Origin of the sequence: Chryseobacterium herbae (assembly GCF_025154075.1) — a bacterium.
GTDB lineage: Bacteria > Bacteroidota > Bacteroidia > Flavobacteriales > Weeksellaceae > Chryseobacterium > Chryseobacterium herbae.
This window is the reverse complement of the sequence record NZ_JAOAMU010000002.1, coordinates 468,918-492,064: the sequence shown is the minus strand read 5'-3', so window position 1 is coordinate 492,064 and position 23,147 is coordinate 468,918. Positions and strand designations below refer to the sequence as shown.

Genomic DNA, 23,147 nt, shown 5'->3' with positions numbered 1-23,147 from the left:
GAGAAATTAAAATCAATTCTTTGTTTTTCTTTGCGTGAAAAAAAACATTTCCTCCTTCGACTTTAGAATCCGATTCATTTTAGAAACCGAGGAAAAATATAAAAGAGTGACCAAAAGCCACTCTTAATTTTTATAAATACTGATCAGTACAGTATGAATTCTGTTTTAAGAATATTCGCATTAATTGACACCGGGACCAATTAGTTCTGTGGTAAGATATAGAGATTTTAAAAGGTTCTTGCGGTCAAACATTAAGATGGTGTAGTGTTTTCCTTTTTTGAAAGTCAGTTTTGAGCCGCCCGGAAGTTCAGTATACTCGCCGAGTTTTTCTGTTGTAGCATTGTATTTGCTGAATTTGGCCATACTCTGCTGAAGAGTGGTCTTGTTCATCGCAAGCTGATATGGAAGTCCTTCAACAACGATTCCTTTATCATCCGCCATATCAAAAGACATCTCGTTTATCGTTTTATTGTTTCCCAGGCTAGCATAAAGCTCCAGGCCTGATTGAGTGATCCATTTGGCATATTTTTCATCATTGGCATCTTCATAGAAAACCGTTTTCACATCTAGTGCTTTTGAAATTTTGTCAGGTGTCTGAGGAAAAATAAATTCATCGTTTTTGTCCAGTAAGGAATTCAATCCCGCGTTTTGCTGCGAGAATGCAGTGAAGCTTACCAGCTGAAATACAATGGTTAGGACTAATGTTAATGGTTTCATCTGCATAATGACTGTTTTTAATATTTAAAATTGGGTGATTAAAGATATTAAAATTAGCTCATTTCAGGGCAGGAAAAATCAGATTAAGGTTCTGGAGATTGTACAGATTCCTTTGAATTTATCTAATATTACCATCAACCGTGATCTGAAACAGACTGACGGAAGCATTGTCATAGTGTGCCGGTAATTCATCCGTATTTTTAAGTTTCTGTAATCCCAGAAAATCGAATCCGCATTTTGTATAATAGCTAATCAACCCTTGATTTTCACCGACCGTATCCAGACGGATATACTTTTTCCCGTTGCTTAAGGCATATTTCTTTGCCCAATCTGCTATATATTCTACAAGATTTTGTCCCTTGAATTCAGGGTTTGAAGCAATCCGGTGAATATAAACTGCAGGATCATTGTTACGCTCTTCCCAAATCTGAGGATCATCAAATGTAGTCGCCCAGACACATGCAATTTGATCATCAATCACGATCTTCCATTGTCTGTGTTCATCAATTTCTGTTTCTATAAGACTCCGTTCAAATTCCGGCCATTGAACGACATGCTTTAACTTCTGAAAATCCGTAGCTATTGTATACAGCCTGAAAATTTCCCCGATATCCTGAGTAGTGGAATTTTGTATCTCCATAATAGTACCTTTTTGTTTATTAATGACACGGTCAATATTTGTATTGGAGTCTCAAAAACTGTAAAATTAAAGACTAATAAATGTTATCCTAATCTCTTTACAAGTCAGTTAGTACCCAATAAATAACGTAAAGGTATCACCACAAATCCAAAAGTAACAGATACAGATTTCGAATATTTACCTACCACAGATTGGAAATTCACAGATCATCCCGACGATGAGATTTTTAAAGTATTCGCCATTGATTTGAAATTCCATACTATTGTTTAAACTCAATGAAAATCAGCTTTCCCTGCACGCGCACTCGTGATGCTCGTTGATATATTTTATCGATTCCATGCACATTTCCTTCAATACGGATGTATCGATATCGGACAATTTTTTCATGTAGATACAGGCTTTGCTCATTTTGAATTTACCCAGATTGGCGAGTAAGGCTTTACTCTTTTCCGTATCAGAATAAACGTAGAGCGAAAACGCAGCTTTTCTCGGTGAAAATCCAAGAATAGGGGCATCACCTTCGTGTCCGCTGGCATATTTATAGTGGTAGTTTCCGAATCCTATAATCGAAGGCCCCCACATTTTGGGTTCAAAACCGGACCATTCCTGCATCAGTTCTATTAGGCGGAAACTGTCAGTTTTCTTTTGTTCGCTGTCAGCATAAGAGTTGATAAAATCCGCTACATCAGCTCCCGTGTAGTTCGTTTTGGTCTTTGCCATCGCTCCGTTTTTTGGTTATTGTCTTAAAATTTTTTCCATCTTTTTGCCTTTTGCCAACTCATCAATCAGTTTATCCAGATACCGGGCCTGTTTGGTCAGCGGGGTTTCGATTTCCTCAATTTTGTAGCCGCAAATGGTCCCGGTTATTAAATGCACATTGGGATTCAGTTTCGCTTTCTGGAAAAATGTTTCAAAGGTCACTTTTTCATCGATGAGTTCCTGCAGTTTTTGGGTATCAAATCCCGTCAGCCACTCTATCACCTCATGGAGTTCTTCAATCGTTCTGCCCTTTGTTTCCACCTTCTTGATGTAGTGCGGATAAACGGATGCGAATATCATTTTTGCAATACGCTGATCGTGTTCAGGGGTTGTTTTCATATCCTTATTTTTATCAAAGAAATTTACTTATAAATGATCAGTTCAATATTTCAGCAATTTATTTGGACATATAATTCCAAGTTGCTTTGGTAAGATCTGCTAATATTTTTTCGGTATCCTCTCTTTTTTCAGTTATATTTTTTAAATAAATTGAAATAATGAAATGCTTTCCGTTCGGAAGTTTAACAATTCCCACATCATTCATAGCTGCTCTTAAATTATTTTCATTGGTCGATGAAATTCCTGTTCTGTGTGCCAGTTCAATTCCTTCAGGAAGTCCGGCTTTCATCCACGTAAGTCCTCTGGAAGTTTCCACCATAATCTGATAGAGATATTGGGTCGTGGCTTTTTTCAGCACTTTTCCTTTGTAGAATTTCTCCAATAGATCAGTGGTTGCCAAAGGCGTTGTAGTGTTGATGTACAGGTTTTCCCAGATCCGCATTTCCTCTTCGTTTACTTTGATCACAAAATCTATGATTCCCTGGCGGTTAATGAATTTCTGAACGATTTCCGGACCTCCGATCAACTTCAGAAGAATATCACATCCGTTGTTGTCGCTGTGTGAAACGGTATATCTCAACAGCTGATCTATGGTCAAGTACATATTTCCATTCGGATATTCATCTTTTATCGGGCTCCAGGTATCTTGCTGTAAGTCTTCCTTTTTAATGAAAACTTTCTGTGCTAAAGAGATTTTTCCCTTATCCACCAGATTTAAAGTAGCCAAAGCAATATGAAATTTAAAAACGCTCATCATCGGAGCATTCAAATGACCGTTAATGCTCAAGGTGTCTTTGTCTTCAATGTTTTTTATGGAGATTCCGACGGTTGCATTTTTGGTAGAAATAATTTGTGTGAGCTCTTTACGGAGATCATCCATACTTTGACCAAATGACTGAGCCGAAAAAATAAAAGTCAGACATAAGAATACTATTTTTTTCATATGGAATCTATTTCAAAAGTTGACTTTCTCTCACAATTTTCCTGACCTGCTGTTCAAAATAATAAGCAATATCAAAATTTTCATTGGCTGTATTTTCCATGATGACAACGCTTGTTTTTGTTTTTGGATAATATAAATTCACTGCTGTAAAACCTTCACCCGGATGAAAACCGGTGTGCCCGATTTCTTTAATGCTGTCTTTATCATTAATTCTCAAGCCATAGCCGTAGCCAATCGGTTTTTCGCCGAAAACCTGATGCCCGTTTGTGATTACATAGCTGGTCATCAGCTGATAAGTTGCGGGTTTCAATAGTTTTCCGTTGTGCAGAGATTCGTTCCATTTTGCGAGATCGGAGGCTGTCACAATTAAATGGCTTCCAAAATAATTATCCGCATGAAAAGCCGACTGCTCATTGAGTTTGAAGGTCCCGTCTTTTCTGATGGTATGCCCTTTTACTAAGAACTTGCTACTCGTTTCATCCGGATAATAACTGTCATTCATCTTACATTTTTTGAACAAAGCTGTTACCAGTTCCTGAAAACTTTTACCGCTTTGCTTTTCCAGAACCTGTCCTGCTACAAAATATCCAACATTGGAATAGCTGAAATCGGTTCCCGGTTTAAACTTCAATGGCTTGTCCATATTATCGCTGTTTAATCCCGAAGTGTGATTAAGCAATTGATGAATGGTCACCGTATCTGCCCAGGAGTATTTGAAATCCGGCAAATATTTGCGGATAGGCACATTCAGATCAATTTTTCCTTTTTCTACTTCCTGCAGGACCAGTGTGGCTGTAATCTGCTTAGCAATCGACATAGTTGAGAATTTGTCGGAAATTTTCAGAGGCGTTTTTTTATTGAAATCAGCGAATCCATTTGCTTTTGCATACTTTGTTTTTCCGTTTTGCTGAATGTAAACCACTCCGTTAAAACTCCTTGGATTTGTGGTCTTCAGCAGGCTGTCAATTTTTGTTGAGTAGTCGTCTTTTTGTTGTGCAGATGATTGGCAGCCTGTCAGGAAAATGCTTGCTGCAATGAATGTCAGTTTAAAAATTTGTTTCATTGATACTTTGTTACCGGATTGGGTTGATCTGTTATTTTTTTACTTTTTTTAGTGCGTCAAGATACTTCTTCTTTACCCCATTATCTTCTTCTTTTTTGCATAATATTTGTCCTGAAATACCTGTTCTACCGTCATATCCTGAATTCTCAAATGAGTTTGTATATAAATTCTTCGATTTCCATTTGCCGTGCATTGGCAAAAAAACGATCCGTCCCGATTTTAGTAAACCCGTTTTTCTCCAAAACTTTTTGTGAGCCCACATTATCAAATGCAACCCGTCCGAAAATAGGTCTTGAAGTTTCAAAGGTCAGAAATTTTTCGAGTGCCATTGTCGCAATCCCTTTTCCCCAGAGATTTTTATCGATCAGATAGGTAATTTCTGCGTCACCTTCCCGCTCAAATTTTGCGATACTTCCTATGATCGCATTATCCATAAGAATGGTCTGGTTATTTATAGTAGAGTCGTTCAGGTGCTTGGTGTACTTGGTAAGATAGGTGGCTTTGTCCATCGGGTTCTCGGGGGTGAATGCCGCCATATAGATGGCATCTTTGTCAAGCTGGAACTGAAAGAAGTTTTCCAGGTCGGATTCTTCGCTTCGTCTGAGCTGTATGTTCGGTTTAGTATTCATTATTAAGTTTTTGTTTTTTACAAAATTCCATCTTTTTAAACATATTTCTTATAAACCAAAATGCCAATTTTATGTTAATTTCCCAATAGACCATACAATAAATCGTTTTTCAATCATTTATTCATGTACCACATAAAATACTAACAGATAAAATATAAAGAATAATCCTGACCAATAAGAACGTTGGAAATCTTATTAAAACCAGCAAAGACAATACATGATACAACAGATTAGCAGTGATTTTTAAAAACAATTGAATCTTAACATGATCTTCTAACCTATTCCCTATTTTTGCAAAGAATTAAACGACCAGTCACTTTATTCAAAAATATGAGCAATACATTTTCTGACAACCGTCAAATTGAAGTGGTTTCTACTTTTTCCGAACTTATACATACTCATTTTCAGGGTACCATGAATGCGATTTGCTGGCACAGAAATTTAAACGGAGATTTTAAAGAAATTGTGTCTAAACTTCAACTAAAGGAGAATGTTACAGAAGTTACTATTGAAGATCTTTTGGCGCTGCAATTATCCGAAAAAGGAAATCAGGCAAGGGAAACGATCTTAGGTGATTTACAGTTATTGACAGATTTCGGAGCGCTACCCACTCTCAATTTATTAAAGTCTTATGAACGGGACGAAGAATTGGATTTCATTTCAACAGATGTATATTCTTATCATGTAGATCGTTCGCCTATTGGCACCAATACTTTTTTATGCACCTATCATGGTACTGCCAGTGATATTTTACCCAATGATCAGGTGGAACAAAAAATCCTGATTCCGGAAATCCGTGAAAAGCTTAAAGAATTACATGACGGTCCGGAAGAGGAATTTGAAGACTTTTTAAAAGAGTATTTCTTTGATCTGCATTATCAGCCCAAGCCGAATGCAGAACCTGTCAATTTAGAGAAAGGACATCTTTGGAAAATAGCCGTAGATCATCCGGAACAGCAAGCATTACCTTGTGTTCACAGAGCTCCCGTTGAAAATGACGGTGAATACAGGCTGCTGCTGATTTGCTAAATCCTAACTTAGCATTACTGAGTTGATCTGAATATCACCCTAAATCGTTATTTCAAAACTGTTGGCTAAAAAGTAAATTTGGTTACTAATAACTAAATCTAAAGCCATGAAAAAGTATATTTTATCTTTTATCATCATCTTTTTCGCATACGCAAAAGGATATTCATTTGATTTGAAAACACATTTATGGATAGCCCAGCAGGTCCTTAATGATGTGGTGAAAAATAAGGCGATTTCCATCAACAATAAAACATATAAGCTGAATGACAAAGTCCTTTCGGCTCTCATTACAAACCCATCCCATTTCAGAATGGGAACCCTTGGAATCGATGTGTTTCCGGATCCTATTGTAGGGCAAATTACAGCTCATCCCGGATTGAAAGGAGGCTGGAAAACTGATGACTGGATACAGCATGTACTCAATTCGGTATCCACTCCTCCGGAAATTGCTTTTGCATACGGATACGCGTGCCATGCCTCGATGGATATTTTTGCCCATACCTACGTGAATGCGTATTCGGGTGATATCTTCCAGCTGTCTGATGAAATTGCTGTGGAAAGAAGACATTTTGCTCTGGAAAAGTATATCGGAAACCATATTCCTGCTCTTATTTCAGAAAATGGTCAGGTGATAACAGACTATGCTTCATTGGTCAGCAGTCCTGCCGGTTTTTTAAGTAAGACTTTTATTCTCAACAATGCGGTACAGCGTGAGTATAAAGCATCCGGATCCTATCATTTGGTCGCTATGAATGGTGTATATCATATCGTGAATGAGCTCGACCGCGCGAACCAGAACGCTATCTCTACTCTTAGTACAAATTATTTAAACCTCCTCAAAGAAGAAAGCAGATTACTCCTTGAATTGGATAAAAAGGTAGGATTAACGGGTCAGGCAGGTCTTCAATTAAAGCTGACAAAGGAAGCTCTGGATCTCAAAACAGAAGCCAATAAAGTATTGCTTGAAAAAATAAAACTGGAGAAAGAATTGTTTGATAAGGGGCTTGAAGCTCAGAAGAATCTTGAAAATATTATTCAGCAAAAGCATAAAATAATCAGTGATGGGAATGCTCTGGTTTCCAATCTGGAAAATGAAGCCATTAACAAAAAAGCAGATATTGCCAAGGTAGCCGTTGATATTTCATTGCTGCCCCTAACGATCTCCCAGGAAATTACAAAAGAAATCAGCAAATGGATACCCGGCGTGCCTTATCCATGTGGAACTTGGAGCAATCCATTGAAGATGTGTAGTACCTCACAACTTGTAAAGGAATTAATAAAGGAAACAATCCAGATAACAAACCCGGCTATTGATCAACTCAAAAATCAGAAAAATAAACTTATCGATGAAATCGCGAATATTGAAAAAACGATCGTGAACACTAAATCGGATATGATCACTGCAGCCAATGATATAGCCCAAAAAACGGAGGAACTGAATAATTTGAAAAATAATTTGGTATTATCAGAGGCCAATCAACTTAAGTATAAAGTGGAAAAAGAAGCATTGGACAAAGAAACGGAACTCTCTCAAGCTGCTTATAACAAAGCAGAGGAAATTTATGAAAAAGCAAAAAAAGAAGAAAGTGATGCGAAGGGACGTCTTGAAAACTTTGTTGATCAGTTTATCAATGTTGCAAAAGATTTAATTGACAGATATAACCTCGTGCATTTAATCCTTGACAACTGGAGAAAGGATATTGAAAAAGCTTCTGTAGAATATATCTACGCCGGTGAAAAATTTTCAAAAGATATATTATCCAAAAATGGCAATGGATTTTCACATTATGTTGATTGGTACAAGTGCTGGTCACCGGTATTTGTTTCTGTTCCCAGCCAGATTCCCCAGGCTGCCTGTACCATAGAAAACTATTACCAGAAACTCAATACGGAGATTGATAAAATTTTGGAAAAGCTGGGTCCGCTACAATATTTACTGAATCCTACAAAAATTATAAAAGAAAAAGTAGAAAATGAAGCAAAAAAAGCCATTGAATATGCTTCCATCCATATATCCAACCATCTTTTCGGAAAAGAAACCACCGATTTTTTTCTCATGATTTCCGGCAGAGAAGAAGTAACAACAGCGAAGCTTATAGAGATTTTCAAGGAAGATGGATCGGGAAAAAATTTACTAACTTTCCAGGATATTACTGCGGTTATAAATAAAGAAATGGGTATTACAGACCATCAAACCATGATTGACCCGGAAAAATTTTCTTCACTTTTTAATGCCATTCAACTCTCTAAACTTTCGGTTTTGAATGAGCGAAGTCTCAATAAGCTGCATTCTGATTATTTAGGGGGTAAAAAAACAGCATATGGTAAAACGCTTTATCCTGATCTGGATAATTCTAACTTCACCATTTTAAATAAGGCAGTAAATTCAATTGATGGATCTTGTCAATGGATGCACACCTCCACTCCTTTATACAGACACAGTGGAGTTGATCAAAAATGGCCAAATGACCGTAATTACGGATATGCTCACTGCTCGGACAATAGCTATGGTTTCAGATTATGGGTGGATGAGCCCAGCAGAGAAAAAATTTTCAATATCATCTTTAAAGGACCTTTAACACCGGAACTGCATACTTTCGCCTCCTACAACAATGATAATAAACGGTTTACACCATGCATAGAAAATCCTTTTCCATCTACCATGAATTCGAACTGTAAAATAGTAGGGAAAAGTCCGGATTGTGATGAAAATAGTCTTCAAAAATTCTTTGGAAAACTATTTGATTGACCTGTCAAATGAGATATGCAAATTAAAATAGTAAGGCCTGGATTCATAATCCAGGCCTTTTTTACATATTTTTTAAAAACATAGTGAGGTCTGCTTCTTTTCCAATATTCATTTTGGATTTTATTCTGGTCTTGTATACCCTTACGCTTCCTTCCGTAATATTTTCTAAAATAGCAACCTCTTTCGAAGACAGGTCTAATTTATAGTAAATACAAAACTTGATCTCGTTATGGGTAAGGTCAGGGAATTGTGCAGAAAGCTTTTTAATGAGCAGCTTGTTTTCCGCTGAGCTTTCACTGATCAGGTCACTGTTATTTTTGTCGATCTGAATAAGGTTATTGATCCTCACAAAAAGATCGTTGATGGCCTGATCAGAATCCACATTTTTAGCTTTTTTTATTTTCTTTATATGTTCTAAAAACGTTTTTTCGGTTTCTATTTTAAGATTGAGATTAAGGTGCATTCTGCTGATCTTTTCTTCGTGCTCTTTAACATCCTGTTCCAGAATCCTTTCATTTTTGATCAGAATGAGTTTTTCTTTTTCTGCCAGTTCTTTTTCTTTTTTATTAGCTTTTCGGATGAAGTACAGGGTACCTCCAAGAATGATGATAAAAAGACCTGCCGCTGTCATCGAGAGCTTATTGTTAAATTTTTGCCGGTCGATGGTAGCCTTTTGTTTCAGATTGAGCTCTTTGATAATAAACCTATTCAGAACATCTGAAGCATCCGTGAAGTTTTTTTGTTTTAGCTCATCATCCATGGCATGAAGGGCAATGAGCTTTTTATTGACCTTCTCCAGCTTGTCTGCATCATGGATTTTAAGGTAATAAGACTGAAACATTTCATTAATAAGAATTTTATCCGAAAGACCTTTCATTTCAGGCTCTATAGAAACCCCATAATTCATTAAATCCTGCATCTCAGAAGTTTGCCCTGTTTCAAAATACACTTTAAACAGTCCCATCATATTTTTTATACCTCCGTCGTTAAAAATTTTATTGCTTTGATTAAAATGATATTCTTCCAGTAGAAGCGGCTCTGCGATAGCATATTCTTTTAATTCGGAATAAATAAGTCCCTTATTAGCTTTTAAGGTAAACAGAAAGGATTGTTCATCCTGATTTAGTTTTTTTTGGGTTTCCAAAATCTGTATGGCTATATTTACTTCTTTCAAAGCAAGATCCGGCTGCTTCATTTTTCCATAGATGAGTGATAAATTATTATGCATTGAAGAAATAAAAATCAGATCTTTTCGGTTTGAAGATAAATTTTTAAGCGCTTTCTTAAAATACACCAGTGATTCAGAATATTTTTCCGCCCTATAATAAATTCCTCCTTTTAAACCATAAAGGTGAGGAAGATAATATTTCTCCTTACTATTTTCAGAGGAGTGAATGGCTTTATTCAGAAAATCCATAGAAATTTCAGGAGACTGTTCTACAAACTGATAAGCAAGATTGAAATTACAGGCAAGGCTAATGAAATCATATTCGTTATTATTAAGAAGCAAAAGATCATAAATAATAGGAATTTGTTTGATTTTCTCTTCATTCATGTACTGATAAAGCTCTACATACCTACTACTGATCAGGTATTTATGGTCTCCGGTCTTTTCATATTTTGCCCATTCCCTGTTTTTAACTGCCGTTATTTTTGGTAACTGTCCTCTTATTTGAATCACTTCATCATCAATAGCTTTAAAATAAGCATCAGAATCATTTTTTGTCGAATTTATACAGGATAGCACACCAATAAGCAGCAACACGAGTAATACATAGTTTTTTTTCATGGCATCAGCACTAATATACGAGAGCATTCAAAAATAAAGCCGAAATAATCAATTATTATTCAATAAATTTAATAAAAAACAATCATCTCATAAGCAAAATCAATTTATTAATACATTTAGCCTATAATAAGAATTTTTAGGATAACCATTTAGATTTTACGCTTTACATATTCTTTAAAAACAGGTTCAAGTCTGCTTCTTTTCCAATATTCATTTTGGATTTTATTCTGGTCTTATATACCCTGACGCTTCCTTCCGTAATATTTTCTAAAATAGCAACCTCCTTGGAAGACAGGTCCAGTTTATAGTAAATACAAAACTTGATGTCATTATGGGTAAGATCAGGGAATTGTTTTGAAAGTTTGTTAATAAGCAGCTTGTTCTCCGCTGAGCTTTCACTGATTAAATCACTATTATTTTTATCGATCCGGATCAGATTATTAATCCTCACGAAAAGATCATTGATGGCCTGTTCAGAATCTGTATTCTTCGCCTTTTTTATTTTCTTTATATGTTCTAAGAACGTTTTTTCGGTTTCTATTTTAAGATTGAGATTAAGGTGCATTCTGCTGATCTTTTCTTCACGCTCTTTCACATCCTGTTCAAGGATTCTTTTATTTTTGATCAGAATTACTTTTTCTTTTTCGGCCAGTTCTTTTTCCCTTTTGTTGGCATTTCGGATAAAGTATATAGTCCCTCCAAGAATGATGATAAAAACACCTGCTGCGGCTATCGAAAGCCTGTTATTAAGTTTTTCACGGTCTATGGCTTCTTTCTGTTTCAGATTAAGCTCTTTGATGATATACCTGTTCAGAATATCCGAAGCACCAGTGAAATCTTTTTGTTTTAACTTATCATCTGCGGTATGAAGCGCAATGAGTGTTTTATTAACATTCTCAAGTTTGTTAACCTCATCGATTCTAAAGTAATAAGACTGAAACATTTCATTAAGCAGAATTTTATCAGAAATATTTTTCACCTGAGACTGTGCATAAATTCCATACTTCATTAACTCCTGCATCTTAGCATTTTGTCCTGTATCATCATAAACCTTAAAAAGCTCTACAATATTCTCAACAGCTTCGGTTTTAAAATCTTTATTACCTTTATTAAAATAATATTCCTCAAGAAGAAGAGATTCGGCATTGTCATACTTTTTTAATTTATAATAACAAAGCCCGCTGTTTGCTTTTACATTGATCAGGAAAGCGTGGTCAGCCTTATTTAAATTTTTCAGGCTTTCTAAAATCTGTATCGCTGTATGCATTTCTTTCAAAGCAAGATTCAGTTCCCCCTTTTTTTCATAAGCTAATCCAATATTGTTATGCATTGAAGCAACAAAAGGTAAATCTTCATGGTTTGAAGATATTATTTTAAGAGCCTTTTTAAAATAGACCAGGGCTTCAGAATAATTTTTCGTTCTGTAATATGTTACGCCTTTAAAAGAATAAAGACGAGGCAGAATTTTTTTTTCTGTACCATTCTCCGATGACTGAATGGCTTTATTCACAAAACCCATTGCCATTTGAGGAGAGTATTTTATAAACCGATGGGCAAGAATAAAATTAAGTTGTACGGTCATGTAGTTAGATTCATCATCATTAAAAAGCAAAAGATCATAAATAAGAGGAATTTGTTCAATTTTTAATTCAGTCCCCTCTTCATAAAATCCTGCATACCTACTGCCAATAAGATATTTACGGTCGCCGGTCTTTTTATACTTTGCCAGCTCTCTGTTTTTAACTGCCTGTGCTTTTTTTGGTTGGGTCAATAATTCGTCAGTGAGGGAGCTAAAATACTCCTCCGCATAGTCTTTTTGAGGAGAATGGCAGAATATTGCTGAAATAAGCAGTAATAACAGCAAAAAATAATTGTTTTTCATGGCATCGGCACTACTACATGCTTGTATTCAAAAATAAAGCCGAAATCATCAATTATTAACTAAAATTATTATTAAAATGCACCAATACGATAAACATAGTGAAAATTCATTAATGAACTTGATAAGTAATCAAAATTTACAGGAGGTTAAGCCTGGAATATGCCCATATTTCCCGAAAGGTTTTAATTTCAAAAAATGAACAGTATGGTTTAATAATTCCTAGTAGACAGGCGTTTTTGTCTAGTCCTAAAATATCGATACCCAATTAAAGTAAATTAATAAATACATCTTTTAATAAATATCAATGTGTGTAGATTCCATGTTGATCACTACATTGCTTTTCATTTCTTAAAAATATTGATAGACGACCAGTGGCATATATTACGTTTCACTGAATGATTTACGACACGAGTATCCAAAGTATCAGATGTTTGATTATTTTGACAGTAAAATATTTTAATTAGGATCTGATACTGAATAAAAGTGATGACATTCTTAAAAAAGCCGAACATACCACATCTGGTTGTCAATAACAACTATAAATAATGTAAATACAACTATAAGTTTTCTATTTTTTTTGACTCAATAAATACATCTCATATAACTTTGCAGTATCAAAATAAATAAAATATCTATGTTAAATACAAAAATAATTGGCAATAGAATTTCTGAAGCACGAAAGAAACTCAATATCTCTCAAGCCCGGCTTGCTGAGCGCCTATTCATAAGTCCTCAGGCGGTCGGAAAGTGGGAACGCGGAGAATCAATGCCGGATATCATTACTCTAAACCGTCTCGCTGAGATCCTAACCGTAGATCTTAATTATTTTTCAGAAGGATTAGAACCTATGGCTGAAGAATTAATACCCGTTGAACTTTCAAAAAAAGAGTCGGCTGAATTGACTTCATCTGGTGATGTACCATCATCTCCCGAAATGAAGGAGAAAAAACTTAACTGGGACATGTCAGGCGGAAACTGGGTAGATGCTGACTTTTCAGGCTTAAAAAACCTAAATGAAAAATTCAGTTCTTCCAATATGCAGCGCTGTAAGTTTATCGGTTCAAATCTATCCGGTCTTATTTTAAAAAATAATCATGTTGATAACTGTGATTTTTCAAATTCTGATATCAGCAACAGCCAGTTTCAGCACTCCCACTTGGTGGCAAATCTATTTAACGAAACTTCACTCAAAGAAGCTGAATTTTCAAAGAGCTATATAAAGGGTTGTGATTTCTCAGACGCCAATCTTATCGGAATGAGGCTTCAAAAAAGCAGTCATGTTGAAAGCAGTGGATTTTCAAATTCCGATCTGAGTGACGGACATATTAAGAATTCAAGCTTAGCCAGCAATATATTTAATGACTGCTGTCTGGAAGAAGTGGAATTTTCAGAAAGTCATATCAAAGGCTGTGATTTCTCTGGATCAAAGTTTACCGGAGCGAAATTTAAATCCGGTTCCTTTGTGGATAATACCATTGAAGATGCAGTGTGGAACCGCACCTCTTTTATTGGGATGCAACTTGAGGATCTAATTTTCGAAGGTTCTTTGGAAGACTGTTATTTTGAAAACTGCACCTTTAAAAGAGTAACATTCCAGAATTCAACTCTTATTAACACTTTCTTTAAAAACAACAGTTTGAAACGGATCCAATTTGTTGGCTGTAAGGTGGACAAGATCACCTATGCTTTTTTGAAAAACGGGAAAGCTGATATGGGTGATATTACGATGCTAACAGCATAAAACAAAAAATAATCATGCTACAAAATGAAAGTGCCATTTCGGTACGGGGATTGAAAAAATCCTATAAAAACATCCCTGTCTTGACAGGAGTAGATTTTGAAGTAAAAGCAGGCAGCATTTTTGCGCTGTTAGGCTCCAACGGAGCAGGTAAAACAACAATTGTCAAAATCCTTGCAACGCTGCTAAAACAAGACGGAGGAACCGCTACGGTAAACGGATTTGATGTTTCCAAAAAACCAGACAACGTGCGGCATTCCATTAGTCTGACAGGACAGTCTGCAGCCGTAGACGAAATTTTGACCGGACAGGAAAATGTCGTTATGATTGCCAAGCTACGATATATCAAAAACCCACACCAGGTTGCAGACGATTTGCTTAGACGCCTCGGGCTGACCGATGCTGCCAACCGCAGAGCATCAACTTATTCGGGAGGTATGCGCCGCAGACTTGACATTGCTATGAGTCTTGTAGGCAAATCAGAAATTATCTTCCTCGATGAGCCAACCACTGGGCTTGACCCTGAGGCTCGTATTGAAGCTTGGAAGATTATAAAAGAGCTTGCAGATAGCGGCACCACAGTATTCCTTACCACCCAGTATCTGGAGGAGGCTGAACAGCTTGCAGATAAAATTGCTATTCTCCATCAAGGGCAGATTATTGTGAGTGGAACTCTTGATGAGTTAAAAAAGCTCTTTCCACCTGCAAAAGTAGAATATATTGAAAAACAGCCAACGTTGGAAGAGATATTTCTTTCAATCATCACATAAAAAAGCAAAGTAATGGAAACAACAAGAAACTATTTTTTTACAGATATGGGCGTTATGCTCGGGCGGTCCATGCGTCATGTGACACGAAGCGCTGACACCATCATCACTGTAACCATCATGCCCATAGCCCTAATGCTGGTGTTTGTTTATGTGCTGGGAGGTGCAATAAAAACCGGACCAGATAATTATGTAAATTATCTATTACCTGGCATCCTGATTATTGCTATTGCAAACAGTATAGGCTATGTATCTTTCCGCTTGTTCAATGATGTACAGCGCGGAATATTTGAACGGTTTCACTCGATGCCCATTGCGCGATCAGCCGCAATATGGGGACATATAATGACTTCGTTAGTCTCTAACCTGATTTCACTTGCTGTAATTGTTATTGTAGCGCTGATTATGGGTTTCCGTTCACCCGCAGGAATATTGTCATGGCTGGCCATTGTCGGCATACTCATACTGTTTGCGCTTGCCCTTGCCTGGGTTGCAGCAATTGCCGGATTATCTGCCAAATCGGTAGATGGAGCAACCGTAATTGCCTATCCAATCCACTTCCTACCGCTCATTAGCTCTGCATTTGTACCAACAGAGACGATGCCGGGACCAGTGCGTGCTTTTGCAGAAAATCAGCCCGTGACCTCTATAGTGGAGACCATCCGTGCTTTACTTTCAAACCAGCCGGTAGGCCATGATATATGGATTGCTCTTGTCTGGTGTTTAGGAATTATGGTCGTAGCTTATTTCTTTGCGATGCGAGTTTATAAAAGGGTATAAAAGATGGTTTTTAGATTCAATATATGCTTTATTACTTCATTTTAGCATAAATCATCATTGTTCCTTCGGGAATGCATGTTAATCACAATGGGTATTTCACTAGCACTTAGGAATGGAATTGCGATAAATATATAAAAAATAGACTAGGAATTTTTTTTGACTACATCTATCATATGATCGATATCAAATGGTTTTTGGATATAATCATCTGCATTGCATTCTTTAGCCTTCTTCGGTACGTCAGGAGATGTGGAAGTAAGTACAGCCGACACATCTTCCGTTACAGGATCAGATTTCAATTCTTCGATAACCTCTGATCCTTTCTTTTGTCCTCTAATGTTATCATCTACAATAACTAGATCAGGTTCAATCTCCTCAATTTTTTCAACAGGCTCGGTTGTTAATGATGAAGTAACATCAAAACCTTCCTCCTTCAATACCTGGTCCATTATATCCAGGATATCTTCATTATCCTGAATAAGGACAACCTTCTTTTTCATAAATTATTTTGTATAAATGTATGAAAAAGAATAATACAAGATTAATGGCGCATTTTATACTTTATACCTCGAGGTCTTAGGGAGAAGGCACTCAGTCACCTTCTCCCTAAGTGAGTATCATCTAATTCTCTTTCTTTGTGTACTTCATCCCAGGATGAGACATATTCTTCTCTTGGTATATTTACATACCTTTTTTATACAATTTTAGCGCATCATTAGTTCCTTTTTTAATTTATACATCAATGTTCTACAGTACTTATAATTTCTGCAGCTTTTATGTTGATAACGATATTTAAATTGCTTTAATCATTCAATTAGGACTCCATAGGTACCCAACCATTTAGTTCTTCAAATATCGCCATTAGTTTGACTGGTATTTTCTTATCTCCCACAGTATCAAGCTTAAGAATAGAAGTTATTTTTTCTTCCTCCCCCTTTTCAACGATCTCTACCCAATTCGGATTAACAACCAAAGTTCTGCCTATGGCCACCATAGAGACACCATAGTCTAAAACCTTATCGGCCATCGCCGGTGTTGTAACACTTCCGGCAACAAGAACGGGAACTCTGTTGTTCACATAATTATTTAGTACAACTGATATTGGCTGGTCTGAAAATTCTGAATCAATCGGTTTTTGATTAACAGCATCCAGCAGAGAGAAATGTAAATAATCAATCTTTTCCACAATTAATTTGTCCATTAATATGAACGTTTCAGGAAGTCCATAGGTCTTTTGAGGGATTTCTTCGGGTGAAATTCTATAACCTACAAGAAAAGGACGATCAGCATATTCTGAAACTACATTTTTTACTTCTCGTACAATTTCCAGGCTAAGCCGTAACCGATTTTCAAGAGAACCTCCCCACTGATCATTTCTTTTATTAAAAAATGGTGATATAAAATTCTGAAGTAAAAATCCGTGTGCTCCGTGAATTTCAACGCCATCAAAACCTGCTTCAATTGCTCTTCTTGTGGTATCCCCAAATGCTTTGATGATTTCCAGAATTTCATTTTCGCTTAATTCTTTCGGAATATTTTCTTTATCAGAAAGCAGTATCGGTCCACTTGAAACAGCGCTTGCACTTACTACTTCACCATTTGGAATAAGACCCGGAATTGCTTTGTTCCCTGCATGAAACATCTGTAAAATTGCTGGTGCTCCACCCCTTTTGGCTGCATTCGCCAACTTCTTCAAACTTGGAAGAAAAGCATCGTCGTATCCGGCAAATTCGTGAGTAAAACCAATTCCATTGGCCATTACGTGTGTACATCCCGTGATTACCAATCCTACCCCATTGACTCTTTGATGGTAATATTCTACCTCATCATCAGATATAGTGAAGTCTTCATTAGATGCCCAGGTAGTCATAGGTGACATCACAATTCTATTTTTTAAACTAATTCCGTTATCAAATGATAAGGGAGCAAAAAGCTTATTATATTTATTCATTACTTAAAGTTCTTTTTTATTAAATATTACCAGTCTTGCAAAGCTGGGCTAATAACAATATCATTCACGTTAACATTGTCTGGTTGATCAAAAGCAAATAATACAGCATTAGCAATATCTTCAGGTTCAATACCCTCCTTATTCAATTCTGCTGTAATTTCTGCTCCTTCTTTATTGGTTACTTTATCTGCCCATCCTGTATTGATGACTCCAGGACTGATCAAGCTTATTTTAATTCCTTTATGAACAAATACTTCTTTTCTCAGACTTTCAGCAATTGCCCAAACAAAAAACTTTGTTCCGTGATAGATCCCTGCAACAACATTGATATTGATCCCTGCAACAGAGCCCTAACGGACTGATAATTTTGACATTTTAATTTTTTTATAAACGTAAAGCTCCCACTGAAAGCAATACGGTGCTTCCAGCAAAAACTTTAGCGAAATGATTTTTGATTATTTATGGTAGAGATGAAAAAGCTTTGCAACCACTTTCCACTCACCATTAATTTTGAGTAATGAGTGGTAGTCGGTAAAGTCTTCGTCTGCAGCATCGTGTTCCATCTCGATGCGAACAACTGCGGTGGTTGGGGTCTTGTGTAAAACCGTAAGATTTGTTTTGATGTTAGGTGCTGCACCAAATTTTTCCACGTAGGTATACAGATTATTTATACTTCCTTGTGACAGATCATCACCTAAATGACCATACATAATTGCATTCTGATGAAAAGTTTTCTTTAATTTTTCCACGTTTCCTGTTTTTAATCCGTGAACATAGCCTTCCATTGCTGCCAGTACCTCTTCATAATCATGAACCGTGTTTATATTTTGATTTGCTGACATGACTTCTATTTTTTAACCTGATAAATTTTACTTATGATTTTCCAATCACTGCCGTCTTTAACCAGGGTGAACATATCAGCGTATTTGTCCGATCCAAATTGAGATTCGATTCTTACTATTGCAACATTACCTTCTACATCCAATGTAACCAGTTTGTAATTTGCTTCCATTGGCTTTGCTGCGGAAAACCCGTCAAATAATGCCTGGATAGGAACACTTTTTAATCCTCCGTTTTCTGACCAAGACATTGTTGCCGTTGATGCAAATGCCGGTTTTGCAATATTGCCGTCGCCTTTTCTTCCTGCTTCAACATATAAATCTATTGCTTTCAGAATCCCATCTTTTTGTTCTTGATTGTTTTGCATAACTTCTGTTTTATTATTTTGATTACTTTGATTGTTTTTATCCTGACAGAAAATTAATAATCCGCCAATTGTTAAGGCTGAGATCATTCCCAAGACCGGTAGTGAGAAAAATATCTTCGTCGAAGTTTTTCCAAAGCCTTTCCTTAAGCAACCAGCATTAAGATCTGTGGAACATGAATTCATATTTTTTCGTTCTTGAATGTTTTTCATAAATCGTCTTGTTTTACTTGAATGTTATAATTTTTATAAGCCTAAATTACTGTCCTGTCAGACAGAATAATTAAGCTCTTTTTCTATAACAAAGGTATGATGACGAAAATGCAATGGTTTTTCTAATTAGTTCAAAGATTTTGACTAATTAGTCCTTTTTAAGGATTGGAAATTATATAATATGGAAGTTCACCATTCGTAAGGTTCGTTGTAAACCTTTCTTAATGAGAAATTAAGAATAAAATGGAGACAGGGGTTCAAATCATGGAATCATGGAATTTATCCAAGTTGATTGAGTGCTTTATCAATCAGTGTATTTCCATCGTGCATCAAAATAACCTTCCCGATTGTTGAATGATTTTCTAATATGGCGACAAGGGTATCTACAACATTAGCAATAGAATTAGTTCCCGGGCTAGTAACATTGGTCTCTATTTTTCCCGTGCCGGCTTCTTCTTTGAGCGCTCCGGGTTGCAAGATAGTATAATCGAGCTGGGCTTGAGTTGTGAGATAAAGGTCAGCATAATGCTTGGCAATATTATAGTCTGTTAAGCTACTAGGGAAAGATTCTTTCCAACGCTCCGGTTGCAATGCGAAAACAGAACTCAGCATTATATAACGTTTAACTCCTGCTTTCTCTGCGGCTTGCATCGTTTTTATCGCTCCATGTAAATCTATCTGTAAAAGATTTTTTCCACGTGATCCGGAAACAAAGTAAATCGCATCAACACCATTCATACTTTCTGCAATCGTATCAACATCGCTTAGCAAATCAATAAAGACGTGCTCGACATTATCCACAACATTTTCTGAATTAGGGTTTCTTGAGCCCGCTAAAACCTGATGTTGAGCAGCTAATCTATTAATCAAAAGAGAGCCTACTCTACCATTTGCTCCAATCACTAATACTTTCATAAGTCTGATTTTAAAATTACCTGTTAACGAGACACACTTGGTGCCTGCCCATGAAATTCTTTATATATTCTGGAAAAATGTGAGACATTTTCAAAACCCAGGGAATAGCAGACATCGGAAACTGACAAAGCTGTTGTTTCCAGCATATCTTTTGCTTTTGCCAATCTCTTTTCCCTGATCCAGGTTGCAGGCGCAATATTGTATATGTTTTGAAAATCTCTTTTAAAACTTGACAAGCTTCTGCCAGAAAGATAAGCCAGTTCGGAAACAGAGACTGGCGATGCATAATGCTGTTCTACTACGTTGCGGATATCTGTGCGTATTGGCTCGTGCAACTGTAGGATCTGCAAAAACATATTTCGGTTACATTCTGCAACATCATACAATAATTCCATAATCTTCAGGCGAAGTTGTCCGGGATGAACTACAGAATGATCAAAAAAGTAAGGCTTAATCGATTGGGCAAATGCAACCAAACATTCATTCATTGGATAAACACCTGCTTTAATTTCGCCCTCAGATTTTGACACCTTAATTTCTGAGGTTGATAAAAATGACTTTAAAAGATCATCTTTGATACTGAACATTAAGCTGTCATAGATATTATCGTTTTCTGCATTCCCGAATTTATGGTACTTTACAGCCGTTGCTTTTTTAAGCAGAATCATATCATTCTTCCCAACTGTATATTCCTGTTTTCCATAAGTAAGCACAACAGATCCTTCCAAAACAATAAGGAGTAAATGCTGTTCGAGGTACATCGTTCCTTTAACTTCCGTGCTGTGTATGCACTGCTCGATTACAGAACAACCATCTAACATCAATGCATTTTGAGGTGCATCACAACCAATCAGGGAAGTTGGAACTTTAATCATTTTTTTCATTTACTTGCTTTTTAAAATATCTACTTTGATTATTTTATGGCTGAATACTAAGTTACCTAATAAGTATTAATTCTCAGATAATGAATTCTATAAAAGTAGCCATATGTTCAAATTTACAGTATACAAATTTATGTATTCTGCAAAAAATGGACTATCCTTTTTAGTTCAAATAAATTTACTAATTAGTTCAGATCTTATATTGGCGAAAAGTGAATCACAATAAACACCTAATAACACTTTTCATTCTTTAACAATGATCCTTCCAGAATTTTGAGCCAAACAAAAATTTTAAATATGGAAATGGTATTAAAACAGGATCTTGAAATATTCTTATATTTGTGAAAACACCATTTCCAAACAAATTACCATTGAATTCAAATCGAATGAGAGCTTATCAATCTATTTTATTCCTCATCATCCTACACCTATTCACTTTAGGAAAAAGCCAGAAAATATCCGAAGAACAATTAAAGAACGAATTACACCAGATACAAGACGAGATCGGCAGCACGGGTGTCGTAAACAGTACCATAAAAAAGCTGAAAAAAAGCTACGGAACAGCAAAGGAAAATAAATACAATGTTGCATTCCCCATTGGTATTGAACTGATGCGAACATATACAACATTGAATAATTCGGAGAAAGTCATTGAAGTTGCAACGGACCTAGAAAGCCATATCAATGAAGATTCATCTCCACAGGAAGTATCTAATATGTACAAGATGAAGGCCGTTTCATTGGGAGATTTGGGGTTTCTGGAAGATTCCCACAAAGCATATCAGGCTTCAAAAAAATATTTGGAAAAAATCAAAGACAATGATATTCGTCATTATTACAGCAGCTTATTTTATTCCAACTATTCCGGTTATTTTGATCAGAGCAAAAAACAACCGGACTCCGTAGGTCTATACCTCATAAAAGGGTTAAGCGAGGCAGAAAAAATATCCGAAAAAAAGTCCAGTATATCACAGGGACAGAAATATGATTTGATTGTTTCCATACAGGCAAACCTAGCATTGTATTATTTATGGATCATTCAGCCCGCAGAGCCAAGGACCGCAGAGACATATCTTTTAAAATCATTAAAGATTGCGGAAAATAGGAAAATAAGTTCACTCAATGAAATGAACCTATACAGAACCGCAGGTGATTTTTATTTTGACAAAAAAAATAACGACAAGGCCATACACTATGCCCAGAAAGGCTTAGAACTGGAGCAAAAAATTTCATCCCCTTCCGGTCGGGAAATTTTCTACGAAATCTTAACGGAGGCCTATTTGGCTAAGAACAATACTCTCGAAGGAAAAAAATACAATCAACTTCTTACAAAGCTCAGGGACAGTATTAGAACTGCAGAAAAACATTCGGTGAATAAAGTTACCACAGCAATTAAAAAAGAAAAGGATAAGGAAAAAAATAACACTCTTCGAAACTACTTATATATATTCTTCATTTTAATAATTCTAGGATGTGGTGGTATTTGGTACTATTGGAAAAACAGGAATAAAGTCCTACAACAGAGATTTCAGGAACTCATTACAAAAATAAAGCATGAGTCAGAAAACAGAAAGGATGAAATGGAGAAGGATGGAGAAAAAGCAATAAAAGCTCCTAAAACAGTTGCTGAGGAAACAGCCAATCAACTATTGAGTAAGATATCCAAATTTGAAAAAACAGAAAAATACCTAAAAAGCGATATTACAATAGCCAGTATGGCAAGTAATTTTGGCACTAATACAAAATATCTTTCAGAAGTCATAAAATCCTATAAGAGCAAGAACTTCAATCATTACATCAACAGCCTTAGAATTGAATACATTACCAGAAAACTGTATGAGGATACAGTATACAGAAAGTATAAGATCACTTCTTTGGCAGAGTTATGTGGCTATGCCAATCATAGGGTCTTTCAGAATGCATTTAAAAGAGAAACAGGTCTAACCCCCTCAGATTTCATTAACAATCTGAAAAAAGAGACTGACGCGGAAATACTGTAATACAAAACAATTTGAAATAGTAGTAATAGTAATAGCAGCAATACACCTTAATATATCTTTACGAAAAGCGATACTCAATCCTTGAGCAGATATAAGGATTTGGGCACTAGAATCAATAGCACAATACAAACCGTACCCACACTGGCAAATATTGCTTTA

Annotated in this window: 22 protein-coding genes; 6 read left to right on the top strand and 16 right to left on the bottom strand. The window is 36.1% G+C overall.

Annotated elements, in window-relative coordinates; all coding sequences use genetic code 11:
* Nucleotides 1–180: 180 nt before the first annotated feature.
* From N0B48_RS08360 to N0B48_RS08330, 7 genes are all read right to left on the bottom strand, one after another.
* Nucleotides 181–717, bottom strand: coding sequence for a hypothetical protein (locus tag N0B48_RS08360; protein WP_259838202.1), 537 nt, complete (start codon nucleotides 715–717; stop codon nucleotides 181–183).
* A gap of 118 nt (nucleotides 718–835) precedes the next feature.
* On the bottom strand, nucleotides 836–1,357 hold the full coding sequence (locus N0B48_RS08355; protein WP_259838200.1) for a GNAT family N-acetyltransferase: 522 nt from the start codon (nucleotides 1,355–1,357) through the stop codon (nucleotides 836–838).
* Nucleotides 1,358–1,639: 282 nt separating this feature from the next.
* A complete protein-coding gene (locus tag N0B48_RS08350; RefSeq protein ID WP_259838198.1) occupies nucleotides 1,640–2,077 on the bottom strand; it encodes a DUF1801 domain-containing protein in 438 nt (145 codons plus the stop codon).
* 15 nt (nucleotides 2,078–2,092) lie between these two features.
* Nucleotides 2,093–2,455: a DUF2200 domain-containing protein gene (locus N0B48_RS08345; RefSeq protein WP_259838196.1), complete on the bottom strand. Its 363-nt coding sequence runs from the start codon at nucleotides 2,453–2,455 to the stop codon at nucleotides 2,093–2,095.
* A gap of 58 nt (nucleotides 2,456–2,513) precedes the next feature.
* Entirely contained in the window at nucleotides 2,514–3,398 is an 885-nt protein-coding gene (gene bla, locus N0B48_RS08340; protein WP_259838195.1) for a class A beta-lactamase, subclass A2, read from the bottom strand.
* A 7-nt stretch (nucleotides 3,399–3,405) separates the two neighbouring features.
* Nucleotides 3,406–4,461 (bottom strand): serine hydrolase domain-containing protein, encoded by a 1,056-nt coding sequence (locus tag N0B48_RS08335; protein ID WP_259838194.1) that lies wholly within the window; start codon nucleotides 4,459–4,461, stop codon nucleotides 3,406–3,408.
* A 146-nt stretch (nucleotides 4,462–4,607) separates the two neighbouring features.
* Nucleotides 4,608–5,090 carry a GNAT family N-acetyltransferase gene (locus N0B48_RS08330; protein ID WP_259838193.1) on the bottom strand — a complete coding sequence of 161 codons (483 nt, stop codon included), beginning with the start codon at nucleotides 5,088–5,090 and terminating at the stop codon, nucleotides 4,608–4,610.
* A 330-nt stretch (nucleotides 5,091–5,420) separates the two neighbouring features.
* Here N0B48_RS08330 and N0B48_RS08325 point away from each other — a divergent pair, with 330 nt between their 5' ends.
* Together N0B48_RS08325 and N0B48_RS08320 are read left to right on the top strand one after the other, a co-directional pair.
* Nucleotides 5,421–6,119 carry a DUF1826 domain-containing protein gene (locus N0B48_RS08325; protein WP_259838192.1) on the top strand — a complete coding sequence of 233 codons (699 nt, stop codon included), beginning with the start codon at nucleotides 5,421–5,423 and terminating at the stop codon, nucleotides 6,117–6,119.
* Nucleotides 6,120–6,225: 106 nt separating this feature from the next.
* Nucleotides 6,226–8,868: a coiled-coil domain-containing protein gene (locus N0B48_RS08320; RefSeq protein WP_259838191.1), complete on the top strand. Its 2,643-nt coding sequence runs from the start codon at nucleotides 6,226–6,228 to the stop codon at nucleotides 8,866–8,868.
* 61 nt (nucleotides 8,869–8,929) lie between these two features.
* Here N0B48_RS08320 and N0B48_RS08315 read toward each other — a convergent pair whose 3' ends face one another.
* Nucleotides 8,930–10,657: a helix-turn-helix domain-containing protein gene (locus N0B48_RS08315; RefSeq protein WP_259838190.1), complete on the bottom strand. Its 1,728-nt coding sequence runs from the start codon at nucleotides 10,655–10,657 to the stop codon at nucleotides 8,930–8,932.
* Between the two features lie 163 nt (nucleotides 10,658–10,820).
* Nucleotides 10,821–12,521, bottom strand: a complete 1,701-nt coding sequence (locus N0B48_RS08310) for a tetratricopeptide repeat protein (protein ID WP_259838189.1) — start codon at nucleotides 12,519–12,521, stop codon at nucleotides 10,821–10,823.
* A 652-nt stretch (nucleotides 12,522–13,173) separates the two neighbouring features.
* Here N0B48_RS08310 and N0B48_RS08305 point away from each other — a divergent pair.
* Genes N0B48_RS08305 through N0B48_RS08295 form a run of 3 tightly spaced genes read left to right on the top strand, consistent with a single transcriptional unit; the run spans nucleotide 13,174 to nucleotide 15,824 of the window.
* Nucleotides 13,174–14,280: a pentapeptide repeat-containing protein gene (locus N0B48_RS08305; RefSeq protein WP_259838188.1), complete on the top strand. Its 1,107-nt coding sequence runs from the start codon at nucleotides 13,174–13,176 to the stop codon at nucleotides 14,278–14,280.
* A gap of 14 nt (nucleotides 14,281–14,294) precedes the next feature.
* Nucleotides 14,295–15,047: an ABC transporter ATP-binding protein gene (locus N0B48_RS08300; protein WP_259838187.1), complete on the top strand. Its 753-nt coding sequence runs from the start codon at nucleotides 14,295–14,297 to the stop codon at nucleotides 15,045–15,047.
* Between the two features lie 12 nt (nucleotides 15,048–15,059).
* Nucleotides 15,060–15,824: an ABC transporter permease gene (locus tag N0B48_RS08295; protein WP_259838185.1), complete on the top strand. Its 765-nt coding sequence runs from the start codon at nucleotides 15,060–15,062 to the stop codon at nucleotides 15,822–15,824.
* Nucleotides 15,825–15,967: 143 nt separating this feature from the next.
* On the opposite strand, the gene N0B48_RS08290 is transcribed toward N0B48_RS08295, so the two are convergent.
* The 7 genes from N0B48_RS08290 to N0B48_RS08260 all read right to left on the bottom strand — a co-directional run bounded on the left by N0B48_RS08290 (nucleotide 15,968) and on the right by N0B48_RS08260 (nucleotide 20,991).
* On the bottom strand, nucleotides 15,968–16,324 hold the full coding sequence (locus tag N0B48_RS08290; RefSeq protein ID WP_259838182.1) for a response regulator: 357 nt from the start codon (nucleotides 16,322–16,324) through the stop codon (nucleotides 15,968–15,970).
* A 314-nt stretch (nucleotides 16,325–16,638) separates the two neighbouring features.
* Complete coding sequence (locus N0B48_RS08285) at nucleotides 16,639–17,775, bottom strand: NADH-dependent flavin oxidoreductase (RefSeq protein WP_259838181.1); 1,137 nt, start codon at nucleotides 17,773–17,775, stop codon at nucleotides 16,639–16,641.
* Between the two features lie 26 nt (nucleotides 17,776–17,801).
* Entirely contained in the window at nucleotides 17,802–18,110 is a 309-nt protein-coding gene (locus N0B48_RS08280) for an SDR family oxidoreductase (RefSeq protein WP_259838685.1), read from the bottom strand.
* Nucleotides 18,111–18,230: 120 nt separating this feature from the next.
* Nucleotides 18,231–18,617: a nuclear transport factor 2 family protein gene (locus tag N0B48_RS08275; protein WP_259838180.1), complete on the bottom strand. Its 387-nt coding sequence runs from the start codon at nucleotides 18,615–18,617 to the stop codon at nucleotides 18,231–18,233.
* A 5-nt stretch (nucleotides 18,618–18,622) separates the two neighbouring features.
* On the bottom strand, nucleotides 18,623–19,192 hold the full coding sequence (locus N0B48_RS08270) for a nuclear transport factor 2 family protein (RefSeq protein ID WP_259838179.1): 570 nt from the start codon (nucleotides 19,190–19,192) through the stop codon (nucleotides 18,623–18,625).
* 279 nt (nucleotides 19,193–19,471) lie between these two features.
* Entirely contained in the window at nucleotides 19,472–20,107 is a 636-nt protein-coding gene (locus N0B48_RS08265; protein WP_259838178.1) for an SDR family oxidoreductase, read from the bottom strand.
* A 23-nt stretch (nucleotides 20,108–20,130) separates the two neighbouring features.
* Complete coding sequence (locus N0B48_RS08260) at nucleotides 20,131–20,991, bottom strand: AraC family transcriptional regulator (RefSeq protein ID WP_259838177.1); 861 nt, start codon at nucleotides 20,989–20,991, stop codon at nucleotides 20,131–20,133.
* A gap of 383 nt (nucleotides 20,992–21,374) precedes the next feature.
* Between N0B48_RS08260 and N0B48_RS08255 the strand changes: the two genes are divergently transcribed.
* On the top strand, nucleotides 21,375–22,988 hold the full coding sequence (locus N0B48_RS08255; RefSeq protein ID WP_259838176.1) for a helix-turn-helix domain-containing protein: 1,614 nt from the start codon (nucleotides 21,375–21,377) through the stop codon (nucleotides 22,986–22,988).
* Nucleotides 22,989–23,147 lie beyond the last annotated feature (159 nt).